Here is a 22,833-nt window from a genome sequence, read left to right on the forward strand (position 1 = left end):
CCGCCGCACACGACACTCCTCGCGGCCACTTGGCCAACTTGAAGAGCAAGGCTCGCAGTGCCAAAAAGTTGGATGCTGGCGGCACATGCCTACTCATGAAGCGCACCGTTCAGTTCCTGCCGCTGCGATATGGCCTTGTGGACAACTTGCAACCTGGTCGCGATATTCCGATGCCCCATGAGCTGCAGAGCCGGAGTATGGGTTTGCGCCTGCTGCGTGACGGCTATCTCTACATCATTGATAACGCCAGCGGTTACCTGCACGAGTACCGTATTGAGCAAGGCTCGGTAAGCAAACTGTTATGGAAAGGTGCACAGGTCAGCGCCGACAACCGCACCAACGCCATTGGTGAGCCAGATCTGGTTTTCGCCCGGCATGGCGCGCTGCATGTGGCGTATTCCGAATTTCAATGGACGGCCTACAAATGCTCTCAGGTGATTGGTCAACCGCCTGAGCGTGACCAGTACATGCAGTTCATCAGCTTCAGTGAGATCGATTGCAAAAAGGTCGGCGCGCACCTGCTGACTGAAAAGCAGACTCGAAACTGGCTGGCCGAAACAGCCGAAACTCCGCTTGCCCGAAACTTGCCTGAAGGCGCGGACCCGGAGGAGAACAAGCCCTATTACTGGGAACACAAACCGCTCTATCGCAAAGCCTGGATTGAGGAACTGACGAGCCAGGTCAACGCTGCCCATAAACATGATTTTCTGTTTCTAGTGGTGCGCGATGACATTGGCGTCATGCTCGATCTGGCTGCAGCGCAAGTTAAAGTCGCAGACTGGATCGGACGCTGGAGCAACGATGACGATACCCAACTCAAGTACCTGACAGGTGCGTACATCCAGTCGATGTATCAGGTCAACCAGAAGCGCCTCAACCAATTGGCCAGCAAGGACAAACGCTACCAGACATTGCTTGATGACACCGACGAGGATCAACGAGAGAAAATTTTCGAGTACTTGCGCGTCAAGCGCGATTATCGCGGACCCACCCTATTGGGCGACGAGCAGAGCTGGCGTAATCAGGCGCACCACAATCCACTGGCCAAGGCCACCGTTGAATTACGTGACGCCCTTGGCACGCAGCTTTTGGATAAACACGGTCCCACCATCACGGACCTTGAACTGGCGACCTGGTATGCGCTCAGTGGCAAGGAAATCGGCGAACGAGGCATCCATCAACTGGTTCATCGCGAGCCCATGGAAGCGTTCGTACTCAAGCACCAAAAGCTGCTGAGCCATTGGCGAAGCCAGCTCAAGAAGATCCGCGCCGACCGGCTGAAAATGATCGTCGAAGGGCATTTTCATCGCGCCGCGTGGTATTACGATTTTCGGCAAAGCGAACAGATTCAACACCGGCTGGAGCGTGAATTCAACTGTGTGGCAGCCATCTGTGACGATGAGCAGGCAACGGAACAACTGCAAGCCTATCTGGAGAAAAATCCGCTGGTGCAAGTGCCTGGCCTGAACACTTTAAACCTGGCCGACCAAGCAGATATACGCAAGAAACTTGCCGCCCTCAGCGACTTCAGTATCAAGCTCGCTGACGCTCCCGGCGTAGTGCGCGATATGGATGTGCTGGCTAACCAGTTCAATAGCCTGATGCGCCAGAGTCTGCCCAACTTTGACAACCTGAATACCCGATTCAGTGGGCTCAACAGTATGCTGGGCAGCGCCTATGATCCGGCGCGGCAATTACGGGTGGCTGCGCGTCTGGCCCAAGCGCAGGTGGATTTTCAGCGGGGCGCATTGATTGATCCCAACGACTTCATCCGCAACATTGGGCCCGTCGCGCGACTGCGCTTGCTGAGCGCCTACGCATCCAGTGGCTTGCAACTTAGAGTCGCCTCCGCCTCCGAAGTCGAACTATTCAACCGCGACCGCAGCGCGGCCCTTGCCCTGCGTGCCGATCTCAGGGCGCTTTACAAAGAGCGCCGCGAAAAACTCAGGGGGCAGATGACGGACGCAGATCCGATAAGTGCTCGACAGCGGCTAAATGACACTATCAACTTTCTTAAATACCAACTGGCCCCCATCGAAGAGCGCCTCAGCCTGGCCCTTACACCCGGCGGCGGCGCAGGTCAGTTTGGTCTGGTGCTGGGTAATATGGACCCGCAACTCAACGAGGAAATGCGCCGCACGGTGAACGATTACCGCAGCACCGGGACATTCAAAGGGCCGATACGCGGAGTGCTGCATTCCAGGGGTGATCAAATTGCTGTGGTGCTGTTTTATTTCCAGGCGATGAAGTTTCTGGATGTGGCTTCGAAAATCACATCCAAAGAGGATCGCGGATGGAAAGACGTATTCGATATTGGCGAGTCGTTGATGACGACATTTTCTGCAGGCTTTGCAGCCGCTCAGGGCTTGTCCATCAATATTCTGCAAGCCCATATTGGCGAAATGGAAAGTGCAGGTGGCAAGCTCAATACCATGAGCTATCTGGGGAAATGGTCTGCTTTTACAGGGGTAGGCACGTTCATTTTTGGGGCTGTATCAGCAGCGATTGATCTGAGCAAACACTCAAAGCAGTGGGCCAATGCATTGTCAGAAGGCGACAGCAAGAGGCTTGCCGCTACCTCCTTACAGATAAGCGGCGACACCTTCCTATTAGGCACTCACAGCTGGGCCTTCAAACATACCTATTCCATCACTAAAGAAATCGTGCGTATGCCGGCACATATGCGTGCTCTTGCCTGGGCCGAACGCAGCCCTCAACTGGTTGGTATCGCGACAAGAGCCAATCTGATCGGCATCGCAGCGACCGCTCTGCAGTTGCTTGGTGAAGGTTTCTTCAATTACCTCAATCTCGATGCGCTGAACACGTGGGTGTTGCACAGCGCATGGGGCCGGCAGTCGCTTGGCCTGAGCCTGGAAGAGGACTGGCGCAAACTCGCCTCCATCGTCCAGCAACCCGTCTGCCAACTGATCCGTACCGACCACAGCACCGAATTGCGCATCACTTTCCCCGGCGTACGCAGCGACGAAATGGAACGCCGTAAAATATGGATCGAAGCGCTCCAGCGTCAGAAGGATTACAGCGGCTCTTACGGATCGCAAAACCCCGTGTACTGGGCTGTGTGTAGCGAAGCTCTCGCAGGGCAACTCAAGCGCGTGGGGCCTGGGGAGGGTGCCTTGGTATTGAGCCTCGATCTGCGCCCGTTGATCTCCGATCACTTTGGCCTCGCGATAGCGGTCAGTTACAACCTGGAAGAGCATCGCGATATCAACCACCGGTCAACGTTCCATGTCCTGGACCTGCATCGCCAACAGGTCGAAGGCCGCTGGCAACCGCGTAAGGGCATCTTCGCTTACAAAGCAGAGACGGAAGAATCAATGCAACTCAAGCCTACGCCACCCTGGCTGTTGCGAGAAGTGGATCTGGACACACCTGATGTTAAATAAACTCTTCAAACGCAAAGCAGAACCGGCGCCGCAATCAGCGGCGCAACATATCCACAACCCGAAGGCAGGAGAGGTACGGAAGTCTGGATTAGAAGAAACACTCTACCTTGCGCCCCTGCCGGTTTATACCGGCCAACAGCCGGTAAGCATGCAAGGTTTTCCTGAGGTTAATGATGTCTACTTGCAGGTTGGGGGGAGTAATTTCGGCATGGTTTGGCAAGGAAAAATGCTGGCATGGGTTATTTGGCTGGTAATTTTTATACTGTTTTTTTGCCCACTAATTATTGCCACGCTATTGTTTTTTATAACGCCAGAAGGAACCAACAATACATTTAGTAAAGATTTAAGTTTGTCCTTTCAGTTTTTCTGGAGCGTTGGTCCATGGGTGTCAGCGTGGGTAATAGCCATTTGCATCCACACCCTAATCTCCCAAACCCGCGAACAAGCCCGCCAATACCCCCTACGCTTCAATCGGCAACGCCGGGAAGTCTGTTTTGTCGACAGCAACACTCATGAAATCCTGATTGTGCCCTGGGAAAAGGTCACCGCTTGGGTATCCCAGGGGCAGATGATCACCCAATACGGCGCAACGACTTTTTATACCTTTGGCATGGCGCTGGAAAACGAAGAGAAAGGTACGGTGCAGCCGATCCTGATTGGCAAGCCCAGCCAGCCCCATGCCATCGGCACTTGGGAGGCGATCCGGCTGTATATGGAACAGGGTGTCCCTGCTGACAAAACAGGTGCGTGGTTGAGACTGTTGTTAGGCCGTGAACTGACGGAATACGAGCTTCGGCCCTACGAGGGATTGCACACTTGGGAAGTTGAAAAGCTGATGAAAATCGAGGACCGGTTTCCCGATGTCGACATGACCGATGATGAGCGGGCCAAGCACGGTTTTCTTCCTCGTGATTACTGGGCACTGCGCTGGTGGTACGTTTGGCGTGTTCTAAGCTTCTGGAAAATGCCCTACATGATCGCCGAATGGGGCCATAAGGCAGGCACGCCAGTGATGCCCGAGCGGGTTCAGCAATGGTCACAACCTATCCCCGCGGATCAATGGGCCAAACCCAGCCCCGCCCTGCAAAAAGCCACTCACGTTGTCCAGCACGCCATGGACAAGAAGAAGATGAACTTCATTGAAGCCTGCAAGCTGATTGATCCTGAGCACTAAAAATTGCCACAGAAAACACGCCCGCCTCCACCTGAGGCGAGTCGCTTGACGCTTTCCGCCTAAAACATTACAACCATCATCTAATCACTCGCGCTCCCTTTCAGGATTCACGAGCTACGCTTCCCTCCATTTCCTATTCAGGAGTCTATGGGCATGAGCAGTTATGACGTTGTCATTATTGGTGGCGGCCCCGGCGGTTATAACGCAGCTATTCGCGCCGGTCAGTTGGGCCTGAGTGTTGCCTGTGTCGAGGGGCGTGAGACATTGGGCGGGACGTGCCTGAATGTCGGCTGCATACCTTCCAAAGCCCTGCTGCACGCTTCGGAACTCTACGAAGCAGCCTCAGGGGAGGCGTTCGCCAAACTGGGTATTGAAGTCACGCCCACGTTGAATCTCGATCAGATGATGAAACAGAAAAACGAAAGCGTGATGGCCCTGACCAAGGGCATCGAGTTTCTGTTTCGCAAGTACAAAGTCGAATGGATCAAGGGCTGGGGGCGTATCGCGGGGCCGGGCACGGTGATTGTGACCGATGCCAGCGGCGTTGAAACCGAGCTGCTGGCCAAGGACATCATCATTGCCACGGGTTCCGAGCCAACGCCCCTGCCGGGCGTGGAGATTGATAACAAACGCATTCTGGACTCCACCGGCGCGTTGTCGCTGGCGCAGGTGCCCAAGCATCTGGTGGTGATCGGTGCCGGGGTGATCGGCCTGGAGCTGGGCTCGGTGTGGCGACGGCTGGGCGCGCAGGTGACCGTCGTGGAGTTTCTGGATCACGTTGCCCACGGCAGCGATCTGGAAGCCGGCAAAACATTGCATCGTTCACTGTCGCGTCAGGGCATGAACTTCAAGCTCAGCTCAAAGGTGACGTCCGCCATCACATCGGAAACCGGCGTCAGCCTGAGCGTCGAACCGGCTGCGGGCGGCCAGGCTGAGGTGATCGAAGCTGATTATGTGTTGGTGTCCATTGGCCGTCGCCCCTTTACCCGTGGTCTGGGGCTGGAAACCGTCGGGCTGGCGCTGGACAAGCGCGGCATGCTGGAAAACAAGGATTATCGCACCGCAGCCGAGGGCATTTGGGTGATCGGTGACGTCACCTCCGGCCCGATGCTCGCGCACAAGGCCGAGGACGAAGCCTCGGTTTGCGTGGAACGCATCGCCGGCAAGGCGGGCGAGATCGACTACAACCTGATCCCGAACGTGATTTATACCCGTCCTGAACTGGCCAGCGTCGGCAAGACCGAAGAACAACTCAAGGCCGAGGGCCGCGCCTACAAAGTCGGCAAGTTTCCGTTCAGCGCCAACAGCCGCGCCAAGGTCAATCATGAAACCGAAGGCTTCGCCAAGGTGCTGGCCGACGAGCGCACCGATGAAATCCTGGGTGTGCATCTGGTGGGGCCCAGTGTCAGCGAAATGATCGGCGAATTCTGCGTGGCGATGGAGTTTGCGGCGTCTTCCGAAGACGTGGCATTGACCAGCCACCCCCATCCCACGCGCTCCGAAGCGTTACGTCAGGCAGCAATGAGCGTGATCGGGTTGCCAACGCAGTCTTGAATGCCAGGCCCTGTTGGAGCGTGGGTTGCCCGCGAAGGGATTCATGATCCGCAACTTCGGTTGAGTGCACCTGCGTCTTCGCGGGCAAGCCGCGCTCCAACGGGCTTTGCGTTCAATACCGTTATATCTCTACCACGACAGCGCTCCTTCGTTGGAGCCTGGCTTGCCCGCGAAGGGATTCATGATCCGCCACTTCGGTTGAGTGTACCTGCCTCTTCGCGGGCAAGCCGCGCTCCAACGGGCTTTGCGTTCAATACCGTTATATCTCTACCACGACAGCGCTCCTTCGTTGGAGCCTGGCTTGCCCGCGAAGGGATTCATGACCCACAACTTCGGTTGAGTGCACCGGCCTCTTCGCGGGCAAGCCGCGCTCCAACGGGCTTTGCGTTCAATACCGTTATATCTCTGTCACGACAGCGTTCCTTCGTTGGAGCGTGGCTTGCCCGCGAAGAGGTCGGTACATTCATCGACTTTTCTGCACCTGAAATGTTGCCTTCGCGGGCAAGCCGGAACGCCGTTCGCTCGCTCCAACGGGATTTCTGTCAAACCGCCGAAAGATGCTCATACAGAATCATCGAGCCCACGATGATCAGCACGACGCCGCCGACGATTTCCGCCCGTTGACCGACGAGGGTGCCCAACGCCCGCCCGAGCAGGGTGCCGATGGTCACCATGGTCATGGTGGCCAGGCCGATGGCCGCTGCTGCCACGAAGATATTCACGTTAATAAACGCTAGGCCGATGCCCACTGCCAATGCGTCGATGCTGGTGGCGATGGCGGTCACGATCAGCAGGAGCAAGCCATGTTGACTGGTTTTCTCCACCTCTTCATCGGCGGTTTTCAGGCCGTTGTAGATCATGTGCAGACCGAGCACCAGCAGCAGCGTGAAGGCGATCCAATGGTCCCAGCTCTCGACGAACTTCGACGCCGCATTGCCGATCAGCCAGCCGATAATCGGAGTGATGGTTTCGACGATGCCGAAAATCAGGCCCATGCGCAGGGCTTCGGAGAAGCGAGGTTTGTGCAGGCTGGAGCCTTTGCCGATGGCCGCCGCAAAGGCGTCTGTCGACATCGCCAGGGCGAGCATGACGAGGGATATGGGATTCACGGTTTGTTTTCTTCCGGTCGGGCATTGAGTCCACGACACTCCCGCACGCCCGACCTTATGGCGCGAAAATGTCGATGGTCTCACCAACCAGAAGGTGTCCGCACCACGGCAGGTTGCCGAGAATGTTGATACGGACGCTTCTTAGCGAAAAGAAGCAGGCTACTCCCCAAAGAGAGCGCGCTTTATACCGGCGCGATTGTGAAAATTTTGTCGCGGCGGAAAATCGCAACATTCGAGAAAAACGCCACAAGCCCCGCCCAGACATCCGTTCATACAATCTGATGGAACTAAATCGTAATTATTTATGTTTTTTTCGAACCGGGTGCTGTGTTTGTTATCTGTTGTGGGTAATTTGGCGTTCAGCAAGGAGTCGTAGCGCGCAATTTCATGTGCAGGAAGCACAGCATTGGTCAGAGGCTTCACTTTATGAATCGCAGGAATCTCCTGAAAGCATCCATGGCGTTGGCCGCGTATAGCACCGTGCCAGCCTCGGGGCTTTATGTTGCACGTGCTTTTGCCGCCGCCGCCGATGGCGAGATCGAGAGTTTCGACTTCGATACGCTCAAGGCCCACGCCAAACAACTGGCTGGCCGTGGCTATGTCAGCAACAAACAAGTATTGCCACCGGTGCTGGCCAACATGACGCCGCAGCAATTCAACGCGATCAAATATGACGCCGGTCACTCGTTGTGGCACGACGTCAAAGGCCAATTGGATGTGCATTTCTTCCACGTCGGCATGGGCTTCAAGACTCCCGTACGCATGTACAGCGTGGACCCGACGACCAAGCAGGCGCGGGAAGTGCACTTCCGCCACGAACTGTTCAATTACGAGTCCAGCGGCATCGACAAGTCGCTGGTCAAGGGTGATCTGGGCTTCGCCGGGTTCAAGCTGTTCAAGGCCCCGGAAATTGCCATCAATGACGTGGTGTCGTTCCTGGGCGCGAGTTATTTCCGCGCCGTGGACAGCAACAAGCAGTACGGCCTTTCGGCACGCGGCCTCGCCATTGATACGTACTCGACGCGTCAGGAAGAATTCCCGGATTTCACCAAGTTCTGGTTCGAAACACCGGACAAGAACGCGACCCGCTTCGTGGTCTACGCCTTGCTCGACTCGCCCAGCGCGACCGGCGCTTATCGTTTTGATATCGACTGTCAGTCCGGGCAAGTGGTGATGAACATTGATGCGACCGTCAATGCCCGCACCGACATCGCTCAACTGGGCATCTCGCCCATGACCAGCATGTTCAGCTGCGGCACCCATGAGCGCCGCATGTGCGACACCATTCACCCGGAAATTCACGACTCGGACCGGCTGTCCATGTGGCGCGGCAACGGTGAATGGATCTGCCGTCCGCTGAATAACCCGCCAAAGCTGCAGTTCAACGCCTTCGCCGACACAGACCCCAAAGGTTTCGGTCTGGTGCAAACCGATCACAATTTCGCCAGCTATCAGGACACGGTCGATTGGTATCACCGCAGGCCGAGCCTTTGGGTTGAGCCCACCACGCCGTGGGGCGAGGGTTCGGTGAACCTGGTGGAGATCGTCACCACGGGCGAAACGATGGATAACATCGTGGTGTTCTGGACACCTAAAACACCGGTCAAAGCCGGCGATACCCTTAACTTTGGCTACAGACTGTACTGGAGTCCTCTGCCACCCGTCAGCACGCCTTTGGCGCAGGTGCATGCCACGCGCTCAGGCATGGGCGGCTTTACCGAGGGCTGGGCGCCGGGCGAGCATTACCCGAAAGTCTGGGCGCGACGCTTCGCCGTGGATTTCAATGGCGGCGGTCTGGAACGCTTGCCGGAAGGCACGGCCATCGAGCCGATCGTCACGGTTTCCAACGGCAAGGTGCAGGACTTCAACATTCTGGTCCTGCCGGACATTCAGGGCTATCGCATAACGTTCGACTGGTACCCGACCAACGATGGGGCTGAACCGGTCGAGATGCGCATGTTCATCAAGTCCCAGGACCGCACGTTGAGTGAAACCTGGCTGTATCAGTATTTCCCGCCAGCCGCTGACAAACGTAAATATCCGTAAGCTTCAACGGCAAGTTTCGAGGTGACTCGGAACTTGCCGTTTGTTGTGATGGGAGCGCCAATTTCAGGATTCGGTGAAACGTCAAATTAACAACGCCCAATAAATTCAATCAGTTACAACATCCATACTGTAACGTTCGTCGGCGATCGCTTTAATTTTGACGAATTAATTGACAGCCTCCCGAACTCAAGCTGTTATAGCCCTTGTCACGCAGTGGGAGCGTCCGCTCCCGACCTGAAAGCCGCACCCTCTCTTCTGCGGCCCCTTACCTCTTGATGGATGCCTCTATTGACCGTTTCAACGGCCGATGGGCGGTAGCGTTGGCGGTTGTATGGCCCCTTCAAACCACACAACCCTCGCTGCCTGAACCTCATGTGGGCGCGCTAGCCCGCGACAGAACATCCCAAACGACGAACGTATCGACTGATCTGACGCTTTTGCGGGCGAACCGCTCACGGTCCCCCGTGGCTGCGAAAACGCGCGGCATCAAGGGTTCGGCGGCATTTCCCACTTCCGATTACAGCGCTACAGAGGCAGAAAACATGATGTTGAACGCTGCGAACAGGGACGACAATAACGCTTCGACACTGTCCTTCTACAAGTCGACGGCCATGGTGTGGGTGGCCATCAGCCTGATTGTGATCGAGACCTTTTCCGGCGCGCTGCGCTATTACCTGGATCAGGTCGGACTGTCGCCGGTGCTGTATGCGCCCAAAGTCGGCTGCCTGATTTTATTGCTGCTGGAGTTACGCACTTACCGGGCAGGCCCCGTGGTGTGGTTGGCCCTGTTGCTGCTGATGATTTCAGCGTTGGTGGCCATGCTGCATGGCGCCACGCTGGCTAACGTCGCGTTCACCCTGTTCGCGCTCAGCCCGCTGCTGTTCGGGATGGTCTGCAGCGAACACCTGATCCATCGCCGTCGGCTGCTGCTGTGGGTCATCGGGCTTTGTCTGGTGGCGTGCATGGTCGGTCTTGCCCTGGACAAGATCACCGCCGTGCCATGGAAAGGCTACAGCTACAACATTGGTGAGACGCAATTGAGCGCCAACACCTCCTGGAGCGCGGAAGACGAGGACCGAAGCGCCGGTTTCGCCAGGGTGTCCAACGTGCTGTCGATCCTGATTGCGATCTACAGCCTGTATCTGGTGATGTTCATGCGGTCACGGCTGCTGATCCTGGCGTTGAGCCTCGTTGCCCTGTACGGCATCGTCCTGACCACCAGTAAAGCGCCTGCCGGTGGGTATCTGCTGACCATGGGCCTCTTGTTGATCGCGCGCATGCGCTGGACCACTCGAATCGCCTGCACCCTGGCCGTGGTCATCGGCATGGTGCTCCCGCTGATGGGGCTGCTGCATGACTTCGATGCGCGCACCGTGAGCAGTGGCGGTTCATCGCTGTCGTCGCTGTATGACCGGCTGATCAATACCTGGCCGAATGTGGTCGAAGCCATGACCAAAGCGGGTTACGGCTACACCGGCGCAGGCTTCGGGTTATTTGGCGCCTCGGTCATCATCTTTCCGGTTCCCGGTGCCGAACTGTTCGGTGGCTCGGACAGTACGTTCATGTACCTGTGGGGGATGTTCGGGGTCTTCGGTCCCGTGTTGTACGCCCTGCAAATCCCGTTGTTTTTTGCCCTTAGCAACAAAGATTCCCGTGTTGCCCGGGCATTGCTGGCGATCACGTTCTGTTGCTGCCTGATCAGCTGGACCACGGACATGTTTGAAGTCGCGGTGGTCAACCTCTTCCTGGGTCTGGCGATCGGGCATGTGCTGTCCGGCAAGTTGCTGGACAGCCGCAAAACCACTCGCCCGCAGCCCCTAAAGCTTTCCACGCTTCCCCGCCTGAACTGAGTCGATGAACATGGCCGCCCACTTACCTGTTGCAACACGTCTGCTGTGCACGGTGGCGTTGATCTGCGGCGCAGTCCAGGCGCAGGAGCCCGTGAAACCGCCGTTTATCCTGGGTATCGGAACGCACCTGATGAACTACCCGGCACCTTCCAGGCCCGCGCTGCAACGGGTTGCCGATGCAGGGATCTCTTCGGTCAAGGATGACGCGTTCTGGTCCACCGCCTCGCCCGGCCCCAATCAGTTGCGCATCGTGCCGCCGTGGCGCAGTTACCTGAACAATGCCCAGAGCCTGGGCCTGAGCAGGCTGACGATTCTCACTTACAGCACCTGGTTCCATGACAACGCCAAGCCCCGCAGCGGGAAGGTCAGAGCGGATTATCTGGAATACGTCGACTACGTCAGCCGCCAACTGGGCAATCGCGTCAACTTCTACGAGATCTGGAACGAGTGGGATATCGAAGCGCCGAAGGACCCGAAACTGAGCGCTGACTATGCCGCGCTGGTCCGTGATGCAGTGCCCTTGATTCGCAGGAACACGCAGACCACCGGCGGCACCCCCGCGAAAATCCTTGCCGGGGCCGTCACGCCCGAAGGCATGGACTACGGTTTTGCTGACCGCCTGATCGACGCGGGCATGCTCGACCTGGTGGACGGCCTGTCTGTTCACCCCTACGCCCACTGTCTGCCCGATGTGGCCCCCAATCCCGAAGCCTGGGCCGTGTGGCTGCGCAATTACGAGGCGCACATCCGCGCCAAGGCCGGTCGCGACGTGCCGTTGTACGTAACGGAAATGGCCTGGCCCAGTCACCGAGGCAATTGTGGCTTCACGCCCGCGGTACAGGCCGCCTATATGGCGCGGATTTTATTCCTTGCTCGCAGCCTGCCCAATATTCACGGCATGTGGTGGTACGACCTGGTCAACGACGGGCCCGACCGGACCGATCAGGAACACAACTTCGGGCTACTCAACGAAGACCTCTCCCCCAAGCCAGCCTATGAGGTGATGAAAGTCATCGCCCCGGTCATCAAGGACTTCAGCTACGACGCCCAGGCCAGTCGCCAGTCGGCCGGTGTGTACCTGCTGTATTTCGACAAAGGCCCCGAGCGCGTGGCCGTTGGCTGGACCACCGGCCCACACCGTCAGCAAGACATCACCAGCGCAGCGCCCATGTCGGGCCCGGTGACGTTGATTGATACCGCGCTCCCCGAAAAAGGCCGTTTCCCCGGCGAGCCCTGGCGGTGCGCGAATCAGCGCTGCTCGATATCCGTGACCCTCACCGGGTTCCCCAAGATCATCACCCTGAGCCCCGCGCAGACAGTGGCCACGCCCGGACTTCCCTCGCCCATACCGTGAATAAACGCCATGGACTTCAGAAAAGACATCAACGGACTACGCGCCATTGCGGTCATCGCGGTGCTGCTGTTCCACTTCAATCCTGCGTGGTTGCCCGGCGGGTTTGCGGGTGTCGATATATTCTTCGTGATCTCCGGTTACCTGATCACCGGGATTATCATGCGCAGCCTGCAAAAGGGTGATTTCAGCCTGATCGGGTTCTATAGATCCCGGGCCAGACGGATCATCCCGGCGCTGGCCGCGCTGTGCTTTATCCTGCTACTGGCGGGCTGGTTTTATTTGCTGCCGCTGGAATACAGCGAGCTGGGCAAGCACATCGCTGGCAGCCTGGGGTTTGTGTCCAACTTCGTCTATTGGTCCGAGGCCGGATACTTCACGGCGGGTGCTCACGAAAAATGGCTGCTGCACACCTGGTCACTGTCGGTGGAATGGCAGTTCTACATGATCTATCCCCTGGCGCTATTGGCGTTGAGTCGATTCATCGCCCAGCGAAATCTGCGCTGGTGGATCCTGGCCGCATGCCTGTCCGGTTTCGGCTTCTGCGTGTTTGCATCGTTCCTGTGGCCGGAACCGTCGTTCTACCTGCTGCCAACCCGGGCCTGGGAATTGTTGGTGGGTGGCGTCGCTTGCGTGTTCCCCATCACGCTGCGAGCCCTGCATCAGCGTCTGCTGGAGACCACGGGCCTGAGCCTGATGCTCGCCAGCTTTGTGCTGCTGACCGATAAAGACGTCTGGCCCGGTTACCTCTCGTTACTGCCAGTCCTGGGAACCCTGGCGGTGATCGTCGCCGCGCGCCAGGATTCATTCATGACCAGCAACCCGTTCTCACAATGGACCGGGAAGCTTTCCTACTCGCTATACCTGTGGCATTGGCCAGTCGTGGTCTTCATGAGTTACGCCGGGCTCCTGGGCGACACACTCCATGCCCTCGTCGGCATCGCCTGCGCCTTCGCGCTGGGCCTGGCGTCCTATCAATGGATCGAAAAATCGCCAAAGGCCGTCACACCCAAACGCCGCTGGAAATTCGCGACCGTCAGCGGGTTGATCACCATGGTCTTCGCCGCCGCCACCGCCGTGAGCGCCACAGAAGGGGCGATTTCGCCACTGCGGACCGTGAGCGTCTCGGACAAAGCGCGCTTCGTTCAGGACTATGCCGACCGTCAGAAGAACCTGTACGAGCTGTATTGGCTCAAGTGCGATGCCTTTTCGGCATTCACCCAGCGTGGTTTGTCGGGCATTGATGAATCCTGTACCCACAAGCAAGGCGAAGGCGGTGTGTTTTTGTGGGGCGACTCCCACGCCCAGGCGCTTTCCTTGGGCCTGAGGACGTCGTTACCGGCAGGCACGCCGTTCTATCAAGTGGCTTCGGCCAGCTGTCGGCCCAGCCTGACCCCGGACAACGGCCGCGCCACATCGACCCGCATCACTTGCAACTACTCCAATCAAAAGGCGCTTGAAAGCATTCAGACGCTGCGCCCGGACGTGGTGGTCATCGCGCAAAAGGACAAACACGACAAAACCCACTGGGGTGACATCGCCGCACGGCTCAAAAGCTATGGCGTCAAACACATCGTGTTGTTGGGCCCCCTGCCCCAGTGGAATCCGTCACTGCCCAGCGTGATCGCCAACCGGCATTGGGGCCTGAATCAATCGCACATTACCGACAACGCGCTGGATCAAAGCGTCATGGCCGCCGACAAAGCGATCCGCAGCCAGATTGATCCCCGGGCGGTGGATTACGTCTCACTGATTGACCGGCTGTGTGTGGCCAATTCCTGTCTGGTCCGGTTGCAGGACAACTCCCTGCTGCAAATCGATTCCGGGCACCTGAGCGAAAAAGGCTCGCTGTATATCGTGAAGAACTTTGTGATGCCCGAACTGAGCACCATCAGCAAAAACTAGCTGATCTGATACCCACCCCAGCCCGCATGGCCCCGCCATCGCGGGCTTTTTTCGTTCAAGCCGGGGACGCGCAAAAGTTCAAAACGAGAAAGCTATCGAGATAATAGTGACAATTGATTCAAGTAATCGCCGCCTCACTTATTAGTCTTCCGATCTCATAAAACTAAAACAGAGAGAGACGAAATGTTCTCACCCTACGCCCGACTGACCGCAAGCGTGATTGGAGCGAGCCTGATCGCCAGCTCGCCCGTCTTCGCCGACACCCTGACCCGCGACAACGGCGCTGCCGTTGGCGACAACCAGAACTCCCAGACCGCAGGCCCGACCGGCCCGGTGTTGCTGCAAGACGTGCAGTTGCTGCAGAAACTCCAGCGCTTTGATCGCGAACGCATCCCCGAGCGCGTTGTGCACGCACGGGGCACCGGTGTGCATGGTGAATTCGTGGCCTCCGGCGATGCGTCGGATCTGAGCAAGGCCAAAGTATTTCAGGCAGGCGAACATACGCCTGTGTTCGTGAGGTTTTCTGCCGTCGTTCACGGCAATCACTCGCCGGAAACCCTGCGCGACCCACGGGGTTTCGCCACCAAGTTCTACACGGCTGATGGCAACTGGGATCTGGTGGGCAACAACTTCCCCACCTTCTTCATCCGCGACGCCATCAAGTTCCCGGACATGGTGCATGCGTTCAAACCCGACCCACGCACCAATCTGGATGACGACTCACGCCGCTTCGATTTCTTCTCCCACGTCCCGGAAGCGACCCGCACCCTCACGCTGCTGTACTCCAACGAAGGCACCCCGGCCAGCTATCGCACCATGGATGGCAACGGCGTACACGCCTACAAGCTGGTGAACGCCAAGGGTGAAGTCAGCTATGTGAAGTTCCACTGGAAAAGCCTGCAAGGCTTGAAGAACCTTGATCCGAAACAGGTCGCAGAAGTCCAGTCCAAAGACTACAGCCACCTGACCAACGATCTGGTGGCCGCCATCAACAAGGGCGACTTCCCAAAATGGGATCTATACGTGCAGGTGGTCAAACCGGCTGACCTGGCCAAGTTCGAATTCGACCCGCTGGACGCCACGAAAATCTGGCCGGGCATTCCCGAGCGCAAGATCGGGCAGATGGTGTTGAACAAGAATGTGGATAACTTCTTCCAGGAAACGGAACAGGTCGCCATGGCCCCGGCCAACGTCGTACCGGGCATCGAGCCGTCTGAAGACCGCCTGCTGCAAGGTCGCGTGTTCTCCTACGCCGACACCCAGCTGTATCGCGTTGGCACCAACGTCCTGAGCCTGCCGATCAACGCCCCGCGCGTTAAGGTTAACAACGGCAACCAGGATGGCGCGCTGAACACCGGTCATACCACGACGGGCGTGAACTACGAGCCAAGCCGCCTCAACCCGCGTCCGGCTGTTGAAGAGGCGCGTTACAGCCAGTTGCCGTTGTCTGGTACGACCCAGCAGGCCAAGACCCAGCGTGAGCAGAACTTCAAACAGGCGGGTGATCTGTATCGCTCGTACAGCGAGAAAGACCAGAAGGACTTGATCCAGAGTTTTGGCGAGTCGCTGGCCACCACTGACGACGAGAGCAAGAACATCATGCTGTCGTTCCTGTACAAGGCTGACCCTGCCTACGGCGAAGGCGTCACCCGGGTCGCCAAAGGTGACCTGGCCAAGGTCAAGCAGCTCGCCGCTGCACTGAAGGACTGACCATCCACCTCGGCCCGCCCGCTCCAGCCATCCGTGCTGCGACCGGCGCGGGCCGTTGTGCCAGAGGAATTCCAGATGCGCCAGTTCATGTGTGTCGCCCTGCTCTGCATCGCCAGCAGCGTCGCTTACGCCAACCCGCCCGCCGACCCTTCAGCCGATACGCAAGGGCAGTTGCGGGCTCTATTTTTTGAGGCGGCACGAGACGGTCGCCAAGACATGTTGACCGAATTCATCAACGCCGGATTCGACCTGAACGTTCAGGATGACAAAGGTTATACAGCCCTGATTCTGGCGGCGTATCACGGCCAGCAAGGCGCTGTGACCCAACTGCTCAATGCCGGTGCCGACCCCTGCGCCAAAGACCTCAGAGGCAACACCGCCCTGATGGGCGCGATCTTCAAGGGCGAACTGAGCATCGCTAACCAACTGGTGGCCGCCGATTGCGCGCCGGACCAGCGTAACAATGCCGGGCAAACCGCCGCGATGTACGCAGCGTTGTTTCACCGCAAAGACGTGCTCGACGCCCTCGCCGCTAAAGGCGCAGACCTGAACGCCACGGATGCCATGGGCAATCAGGTCCAGTCCCTGGAGCGCGGCGAGTTTCAGCCATTGCAACCTTCGCGGTGATCCACGCGATACAGGGTGCTACCCAAACCGACAGGTAGCGCTCGAAAATGCCAACCGGCTGGGCGGCACTCATCCTCACACCTCTTCTCTGTGCGCCAGCGCCCGCAGGTTCTGGATGCCCACCGGTTCATGCTTAAGCAGCGGCACCAACGCGTAACGACGGGCGTGCACAGTGGCGACGGCGGCAATCTCGCGGCGCTCGTTGGCGGCGCGTTGCAGCAACAGCGGGGAATGAGTGCTGGCTGCCGCGATGCTGTTGTTGATGACCCAGGCCCAGGGTTCGATACCGGCGCGGCGCAGATCATCCTGCAGACCGGCCGCCTCCAGCACCGGTGTGGTTTCGGCCAGGGTCACCAGCAGCACCTTGGTCTGTCTGGGGTCCTGCAACTGCATCATCGGCGTGGTGAAATGCACACCTTTGTCGCCCATCTGCCGGGCGATATCCCGGTGATAGGCGCCGGTTGCATCGAGCAACAGCAGGGTATGGCCCGTCGGCGCGGTATCCATCACCACGAACTGCTTGCCGCCTTCGCGAATGATCCGCGAGAAGGCCTGGAATACGGCGATCTCTTCGGTGCAGGGCGAGCGTAGATCCTCTTCGAGCATGGCCCGGCCCTGAGCGTCGAGCTTGGCACCTTTGCTCTGCAGCACCTGCTGACGGTAGCGCTCGGTTTCGGCGTGGGGATCGATGCGACTGACCCGCAGGTTGTCCAGGGCCTCACTCAGGGTTTCGCTCAGGTGCGCCGCCGGATCCGAAGTGGTGAGGTGCACCGGCAGCCCTCGCTGCGCAAGCTCGACCGCCACAGCTGCGGCCAACGTGGTTTTACCCACGCCGCCCTTGCCCATCACCATGATCAGGCCATGACCATTGGCGGCAATTTCATCCACCATCGCCGCGAGCGTGGGCGCATCCAGCGCTGGGGGTGATTCCAGAGGGACAGCGGCGATCTGCGGTTCGTCGCTGTCGAGCAGGTGCTGCAACGCGTCGAGCCCCACCAGATTGAATGCCTTGAGCGGGATCTGGTCGCGGGGCAGCGCCATCAGTTCGGCAGGAATCGCCGCTACGGCGGCCTGTTCGCGAGCGAAAATCGCCGCGGCCAGTTCGTCCCCTGCCGCTTCGGCGGCGGGTAGCACGCCATTGATCACCAGGTACTGCTGACGCAAGCCAATCGCGGCCAATTCCCCATGGGTACGCGCGGCTTCACGCAGGGTCGATGCCTGTGCGCGGGCAACCAGTACCAGACGGGTACGCAGCGGATCAGCCAAGGCATCCACCGCAGCCTGATACTGGCTGCGCTGCTTTTCCAGGCCGGCCAGCGGGCCAAGGCAGGAGGCATCGCCCTTGCCGTCTTCCAGAAAGCCACTCCACGCGCCGGGCAGTTGCAGCAGGCGAATCGTGTGCCCGGTGGGCGCGGTGTCGAAAATGATGTGCTGATAGTCCTGGGTCAGCGCCGAATCGATCAGCAACGCGGTGAACTCATCGAACGCAGCGATTTCCGTGGTGCAGGCACCCGAAAGCTGCTCCTCAATGCCCTTCACCACCGCCTCGGGCAGCACGCCACGCACCGGGCCGACAATGCGGTCGCGATACAACTGAGCGGCCGCCTGCGGGTCGATTTCCAGTGCCGACAAATTCGCCACCGCAGGAATCCGGGTGATTCGATTGCCGATGCTGATGCCGAATACCTGGCCGACATTGGAGGCCGGATCGGTGCTCACCAACAGCACGGACTTGCCCTCGGCGGCGAGACGCACGGCGGTGGCGCAGGCAATAGAGGTTTTGCCCACACCGCCCTTGCCCGTGAAGAACAGAAAACGTGGCGCTTGATCGAGAAATTGCATGGAGGGCTCTCCTGAGCTCAGCAGCAGCGGCCACCGGAGCAGCATGTGCTTTGTGGTTTGACTTCGGCAGACTCGGTCACGCCCAGCCATCGGGCCAGTTCGGATCGGCTGGGATAACGCGGCGGCGTGGATACCGACCGCGGGCATCACTGCAACCGGGTTCAGACACACCGGTTCAATAGCGGACTGGCACCAGGTCAGTCCGAGAAAAAACTTAACGTCCTGCCCGGGGTCAGTTGGCCACTAAATGGCCCCTTGGACCAGGGCTACGACGCCTGGATCGGTTTTAATGAGGCTCAACTGATGGAGGCTGAGATACCGTCCACCCTTGTACTCGACGTCCCGCAGCGTTCCCTCATGAACAAATCCGAGTTTGCGAAGCAGCTGGAAGCTCGCAAGATTTTCGGGCTCAACATCCGCATGCACCCGATGAATGTTCATGTGCACAAAGGCGTACCGAAGAATGTGCGGCAGTCCCCGCTGCATGATTCCGCGCCGCCAGTAGTCTGGCAGAAGCCAGTAACCCAGATCGATTCTATGATCGTCAGGTCGCCAGTCGTTTAATCCACACGCCCCGACCAGTTCATCATTGTCACGTCGGGCAATACCCCACCAGATGCCCTTGCGTTCGAGCAGGAGCTGCTCGTACCAATGCATCTGCTCTTGCGTCGCTTCAAGGCTCTGATAGGAGACACCGTAGTGGGCGATAACATCGGGATGGGAGAGGCCTGCGAAAATAGTGTGAATGTCTTTGGCCTGGATTTTCCGCAGGTCGTAGTTATCCAGATGAAAAATCGGGAAAGCCGAACTTGTTGTGTCCAAATTTTGGTTCACGCGATGACTCAATCAGGGGGCTCATGCCCAGTGGCAACGACTCAGATGAGTAGCATCTGTATAGAGTGGAGCTGTTACCTGAGCAAATCTAACTCGGAGAGGGGAACTACCACTCCTCTCTCTCAACAGTTTTTATTCCTGCACAACAGCAATTGTGTCCAGATAATAAAGTGTGTCACACGCCCCCTTGACTTTGGAGGTCCCCAGCAAGAGGTCATCCAGAGAGAAAAAAAGGCTGTCACACGACCAGCCGTTTCAAAATATGACGGACGATTCCAGTGAATAAAGGTTGTCACAACGACGATCCGATGGAGTCAGGGGGACGACGGAAGTAACGTCGACCCGTCTGGAAGAACCGACTTTTTCAACAGAATCGGCCCAAGTAGACATTCAACGATGGCAAGTTCCCTGCTATCAGACGTTGGACGATTAATCGTCCAACGCAGCGGCACAACGTTTAAGCAACTCGCCTAGAAGCCTGGCCTCTTCTGCTGACAGCATGGAGAGCATCTGCCGTTCCACTGCGTCAGCAGCTTTCGCTCCATCGGTGGCGGCCTTCTGACCGGCTTTCGTCAGATCGGTCATGATGACGCGTCCATGCTTCGGGTGCGGGCTACGCACAATCAGTCCTCCACGTTCGAGATTGACGAGAATCCCCTGCATGGTCTGTGGCGTCACGAAGGCCGCACGAGCCAACTCGGCATTCGAGATTTGCGGATTGCCAGCAACAGCAAGTAGGACTGCGTTCTGAGGCGCCGTTATGCCGATCTGCGCGAGCTCGGCATCCAGACGCTGCCTCAGTCGATGTTGTGCGATTTTCAGGTTGTAGCCAATCCAGTCGACTCCGCTTCGAGGTGCGAGCTTCGGCGTTGACATGTCAGGGTCCTTATAATATTGTCAGGTCCCTTATATTGATTGATCGGAGCTAATATGACAACTCCACTCGGGCCGGACTTCATCGCCTTGCAAGTGCGTAACCTCGCCGCATCCCGCAAGTTTTACATGGAGGTTTTTGGTTTCGAGGTTTCGGCGCACTGTCCACCCGGAGCAACCATTTTTCAGACCGAGCCAATTCCGTTGGCGCTGCGAGAGCCACTGCATGCACTTCCGGAAGTGGGGCCGCTCGGTGTAGGCATGGTGCTATGGGTCGCGTGTCCCGACGCTGATGCACTGCACACCCTCATTATTCAGCGAGGCGGCGTGATGCTCAGCCCGCTCGCCGATGGACCTTTCGGCCGTTTCTTTGCTACCAGTGATCCTGATGGCTATGTGATCACTTTTCATACGGCGCGGAGCTGACTCCATTCATGCTCTACGAGTTGATAGTCTGCCCATTGGGGTAATCGCGTGTGCATCAGTGAATGCTCCGCTGCGCTGCTATTTGCATCGGCCGAGCAGCAGAGCAAACACTCGTGACTGACCGCTTTTGGCCGATTCTGCTGAAAACAGTCGGCCATGGTTTCTACGGCAAAAAAGTACGCGTTTGAGATTGAGTTCTTCACTTTTGGGCAGAAGGTTCCGGGCTCAGATTTCGCGTAGCAGTGCGCAAGAAAGGCGTCTTCAGCGGTCAGTATGCCGGCAGTCTGAAAGAACTGACTTTTTCAACAGAATCGACCGAAAACGGCCAGTTACAAACGCAGGCTGTCGGGCAGCAGCCATAGGGCAACTGAGCGGCCCGGTGCGAAACGCGTTCTCCAGCCGATCGCCTTGGCAGTTAGATTCTCGCCGGTTGGCTGGGCCAGCAACTAATCGCTACCTGCACGCTAGTGATCATCCCCAACCCTACCCGCGCGGGCATGCCTAATGCTCTGATCGAGAACGTGATAACTCATCCAGGCCAGCGCAATGCGGGACATGGCAAGGCCATCCTGACTAAAGCTGTGGAACTCGCATGTGCCGCGAACTGCTAAACGGTGGTGCTGCTCACAGGCTCGCACCGACCGGCCGTGCACAGTTTCTATTTTGAGCGCAGGCTTTGAACAGAACAAGACCGGCTCTCAGATCCGGCGCATCCCCGTCAACACGGTCTAAACTAAACTGTACCGAACGGCACATAGCGAATGCTTGGTCACTCATTCGGGCCGGCGGCACTGGATCGCGACCACCCTACGCAACCACCACTGTTGCCAGAACCATAGTTCTTCGACAAATTGCTGAAAAGGGCTGTATCCGCTCGCGCTGAAAACAAGTTCAGTCCCTCTGAACATGGCAGTTTCGACGCTGGGCTGTTCATGACTATTTCTATCCGATGGATCTTCCTGAACATCGTGTCGACCTGCGACAACAACCGCACAGCGAATGTAAGCAGTCGATAGGGGGTCATGTGATCCAAACTGCGCGAAAAAGTCATTACCGGAACCTAAGTCGACGTTCCAATACATTGCTGGTCAATGTCCTATGCAAACAAGTGTTCAAGTCGCATGCAAATGAGGGGTCAAGTCCATGCAATTACGCATCACAGGCAAGCGCGTAATTGCTTGCGCAGCCAGAGGTGGCTGGAGTCTCTGTCAAAGCGTGCGTGCCAGGTGGCATACAGACTGAAGCTGTCTGTCTCGAACGGCAGCGCGTAGGCGTCGAGTACATTTTTGTAACGGTTCAAAAAGCGCGCCGGCAACGTGCACACCAGCTCACTGTTCTGCAAGATCAGCGGCACCAGACTGTAAGACTGCACCGACACACCGACCTTTCGCGTCAGGCTGCGTTGGGTCAGCAGTTCATCGATACTGCTGCTAAAACCACCGCCCCGCCCGGACACGATCACGTGCTCTAGTGCCACATACTCATCCAGCGTGACGGGCCCGACGCCACGCGGGTGGTCCATGCGCTGGGCCATGCTAAAAGTCTCCTCCAGCAGCAGTATCTGGGATGCACCCGGCACGGCATCGCGCGAGGTCAGCGCAAGGTCGATTTCACCGCTTTCCAACTGGCCGCGCAGCAAGCTGAAATCCAGGGTGCGAAAGACAAATCGAATACCGTTGAAACCGGCATTGCGCGTCAGTTGCACAAGCCGTGGGGCGACTATTGCTGCGGCGTTGTCATTCGAACCTAGGGTGAACGTGCAGTCCGCCGACACCGGGTCAAAAACCGGTGGTCGGCTGACAGTGTCTTCAAGCACCTGCAGGGCACGCCGCAAAGGTTCGCGCAAATGCTCGGACAGCGGCGTCAGCACCATGCCTCGGCCCGATTGCGCCGGGATCAACAGTGGGTCATTAAACAACTCGCGCAACCTGGAGAGCTGCGCCGACAACGCCGGCTGGCTCAAATGCAACCGATTCGCTGCACGGGTGATGTTGCACTCCTCGAGCATCGCATTCAGCGAAACCAGCAGCGCAAGGTTGTGCCCGGACAGATTCATGCAGCTTATCCCTCGTATATTGACGTTCGATTTCACACGGCTTGGCCCACTGCCACATCATGCTGACCTTGC

The 22,833-nt window shown here is 57.9% G+C and carries 16 protein-coding genes and 1 riboswitch; of the genes, 11 read left to right on the forward strand and 5 right to left on the reverse strand.

What is annotated here, in order from left to right:
* Positions 1-95 precede the first annotated feature (95 nt).
* The 3 genes from ACP7B0_RS16520 (at position 96) to lpdA (ending at position 6,132) form a co-directional block, all read left to right on the forward strand.
* A complete protein-coding gene (locus ACP7B0_RS16520; protein WP_426142503.1) occupies positions 96-3,404 on the forward strand; it encodes a toxin VasX in 3,309 nt (1,102 codons plus the stop codon).
* Entirely contained in the window at positions 3,394-4,578 is a 1,185-nt protein-coding gene (locus tag ACP7B0_RS16525) for a DUF6708 domain-containing protein (protein WP_426142504.1), read from the forward strand. The genes ACP7B0_RS16520 and ACP7B0_RS16525 overlap by 11 nt, the downstream gene beginning before the upstream one ends.
* A 153-nt stretch (positions 4,579-4,731) precedes the next feature.
* A complete protein-coding gene (lpdA, locus tag ACP7B0_RS16530; protein WP_426142506.1) occupies positions 4,732-6,132 on the forward strand; it encodes a dihydrolipoyl dehydrogenase in 1,401 nt (466 codons plus the stop codon).
* Positions 6,133-6,674: 542 nt separating this feature from the next.
* Here the strand turns inward: lpdA and mntP are convergent.
* The gene (mntP, locus tag ACP7B0_RS16535) at positions 6,675-7,241 is read right to left on the reverse strand and encodes a manganese efflux pump MntP (protein ID WP_426142507.1); all 567 of its coding nucleotides are present in this window, start codon (positions 7,239-7,241) and stop codon (positions 6,675-6,677) included.
* A gap of 8 nt (positions 7,242-7,249) precedes the next feature.
* Positions 7,250-7,421: riboswitch (yybP-ykoY riboswitch) on the reverse strand.
* Positions 7,422-7,667: 246 nt separating this feature from the next.
* Here mntP and ACP7B0_RS16540 point away from each other — a divergent pair.
* The 6 genes from ACP7B0_RS16540 (at position 7,668) to ACP7B0_RS16565 (ending at position 16,730) form a co-directional block, all read left to right on the forward strand.
* On the forward strand, positions 7,668-9,287 hold the full coding sequence (locus ACP7B0_RS16540; protein WP_426142508.1) for a glucan biosynthesis protein D: 1,620 nt from the start codon (positions 7,668-7,670) through the stop codon (positions 9,285-9,287).
* A 542-nt stretch (positions 9,288-9,829) separates the two neighbouring features.
* Positions 9,830-11,137, forward strand: a complete 1,308-nt coding sequence (locus ACP7B0_RS16545) for a hypothetical protein (protein WP_426142509.1) — start codon at positions 9,830-9,832, stop codon at positions 11,135-11,137.
* 10 nt (positions 11,138-11,147) lie between these two features.
* Positions 11,148-12,491, forward strand: coding sequence for a hypothetical protein (locus ACP7B0_RS16550; protein ID WP_426142510.1), 1,344 nt, complete (start codon positions 11,148-11,150; stop codon positions 12,489-12,491).
* A 9-nt stretch (positions 12,492-12,500) separates the two neighbouring features.
* Entirely contained in the window at positions 12,501-14,393 is a 1,893-nt protein-coding gene (locus ACP7B0_RS16555) for an acyltransferase family protein (protein WP_426142511.1), read from the forward strand.
* A 183-nt stretch (positions 14,394-14,576) separates the two neighbouring features.
* Positions 14,577-16,103, forward strand: a complete 1,527-nt coding sequence (gene katB / locus ACP7B0_RS16560) for a catalase KatB (protein ID WP_426142512.1) — start codon at positions 14,577-14,579, stop codon at positions 16,101-16,103.
* A 75-nt stretch (positions 16,104-16,178) separates the two neighbouring features.
* Complete coding sequence (locus ACP7B0_RS16565) at positions 16,179-16,730, forward strand: ankyrin repeat domain-containing protein (RefSeq protein ID WP_426142513.1); 552 nt, start codon at positions 16,179-16,181, stop codon at positions 16,728-16,730.
* 75 nt (positions 16,731-16,805) lie between these two features.
* On the opposite strand, the gene arsA is transcribed toward ACP7B0_RS16565, so the two are convergent.
* The 3 genes from arsA to ACP7B0_RS16580 all read right to left on the reverse strand — a co-directional run bounded on the left by arsA (position 16,806) and on the right by ACP7B0_RS16580 (position 20,282).
* Positions 16,806-18,572 (reverse strand): arsenical pump-driving ATPase, encoded by a 1,767-nt coding sequence (arsA, locus tag ACP7B0_RS16570; protein ID WP_426142514.1) that lies wholly within the window; start codon positions 18,570-18,572, stop codon positions 16,806-16,808.
* A gap of 243 nt (positions 18,573-18,815) precedes the next feature.
* Complete coding sequence (locus tag ACP7B0_RS16575; protein ID WP_426142515.1) at positions 18,816-19,406, reverse strand: GNAT family N-acetyltransferase; 591 nt, start codon at positions 19,404-19,406, stop codon at positions 18,816-18,818.
* Between the two features lie 429 nt (positions 19,407-19,835).
* Entirely contained in the window at positions 19,836-20,282 is a 447-nt protein-coding gene (locus ACP7B0_RS16580) for a MarR family winged helix-turn-helix transcriptional regulator (protein ID WP_426142517.1), read from the reverse strand.
* 54 nt (positions 20,283-20,336) lie between these two features.
* On the opposite strand from ACP7B0_RS16580, the gene ACP7B0_RS16585 reads away from it, so the two are divergent.
* Positions 20,337-20,705: a VOC family protein gene (locus ACP7B0_RS16585; protein WP_426142518.1), complete on the forward strand. Its 369-nt coding sequence runs from the start codon at positions 20,337-20,339 to the stop codon at positions 20,703-20,705.
* A 434-nt stretch (positions 20,706-21,139) separates the two neighbouring features.
* Entirely contained in the window at positions 21,140-21,316 is a 177-nt protein-coding gene (locus tag ACP7B0_RS16590; protein WP_426142613.1) for a GNAT family N-acetyltransferase, read from the forward strand.
* Between the two features lie 545 nt (positions 21,317-21,861).
* Here ACP7B0_RS16590 and ACP7B0_RS16595 read toward each other — a convergent pair.
* Positions 21,862-22,761 carry a LysR family transcriptional regulator gene (locus ACP7B0_RS16595; protein WP_426142519.1) on the reverse strand — a complete coding sequence of 300 codons (900 nt, stop codon included), beginning with the start codon at positions 22,759-22,761 and terminating at the stop codon, positions 21,862-21,864.
* Between the last annotated feature and the right edge of the window lie 72 nt (positions 22,762-22,833).

Origin of the sequence: Pseudomonas sp. DWP3-1-2 (assembly GCF_049896285.1) — a bacterium.
In the GTDB taxonomy this organism is placed as follows: domain Bacteria; phylum Pseudomonadota; class Gammaproteobacteria; order Pseudomonadales; family Pseudomonadaceae; genus Aquipseudomonas.

Excerpts from the sequence above, each read along its gene's own strand:
- ACP7B0_RS16550 (WP_426142510.1), top strand. The coding sequence starts at position 11,148 with ATGGCCGCCCACTTACCTGTTGCAACACGTCTGCTGTGCACGGTGGCG.
- ACP7B0_RS16580 (WP_426142517.1), bottom strand. The coding sequence starts at position 20,282 with ATGTCAACGCCGAAGCTCGCACCTCGAAGCGGAGTCGACTGGATTGGC.
- ACP7B0_RS16525 (WP_426142504.1), top strand. The coding sequence starts at position 3,394 with ATGTTAAATAAACTCTTCAAACGCAAAGCAGAACCGGCGCCGCAATCA.
- ACP7B0_RS16565 (WP_426142513.1), top strand. The coding sequence starts at position 16,179 with ATGCGCCAGTTCATGTGTGTCGCCCTGCTCTGCATCGCCAGCAGCGTC.
- ACP7B0_RS16540 (WP_426142508.1), top strand. The coding sequence starts at position 7,668 with ATGAATCGCAGGAATCTCCTGAAAGCATCCATGGCGTTGGCCGCGTAT.
- ACP7B0_RS16595 (WP_426142519.1), bottom strand. The coding sequence starts at position 22,761 with ATGAATCTGTCCGGGCACAACCTTGCGCTGCTGGTTTCGCTGAATGCG.
- ACP7B0_RS16555 (WP_426142511.1), top strand. The coding sequence starts at position 12,501 with ATGGACTTCAGAAAAGACATCAACGGACTACGCGCCATTGCGGTCATC.
- ACP7B0_RS16585 (WP_426142518.1), top strand. The coding sequence starts at position 20,337 with ATGACAACTCCACTCGGGCCGGACTTCATCGCCTTGCAAGTGCGTAAC.
- arsA (WP_426142514.1), bottom strand. The coding sequence starts at position 18,572 with ATGCAATTTCTCGATCAAGCGCCACGTTTTCTGTTCTTCACGGGCAAG.
- lpdA (WP_426142506.1), top strand. The coding sequence starts at position 4,732 with ATGAGCAGTTATGACGTTGTCATTATTGGTGGCGGCCCCGGCGGTTAT.
- katB (WP_426142512.1), top strand. The coding sequence starts at position 14,577 with ATGTTCTCACCCTACGCCCGACTGACCGCAAGCGTGATTGGAGCGAGC.
- ACP7B0_RS16520 (WP_426142503.1), top strand. The coding sequence starts at position 96 with ATGAAGCGCACCGTTCAGTTCCTGCCGCTGCGATATGGCCTTGTGGAC.
- ACP7B0_RS16545 (WP_426142509.1), top strand. The coding sequence starts at position 9,830 with ATGATGTTGAACGCTGCGAACAGGGACGACAATAACGCTTCGACACTG.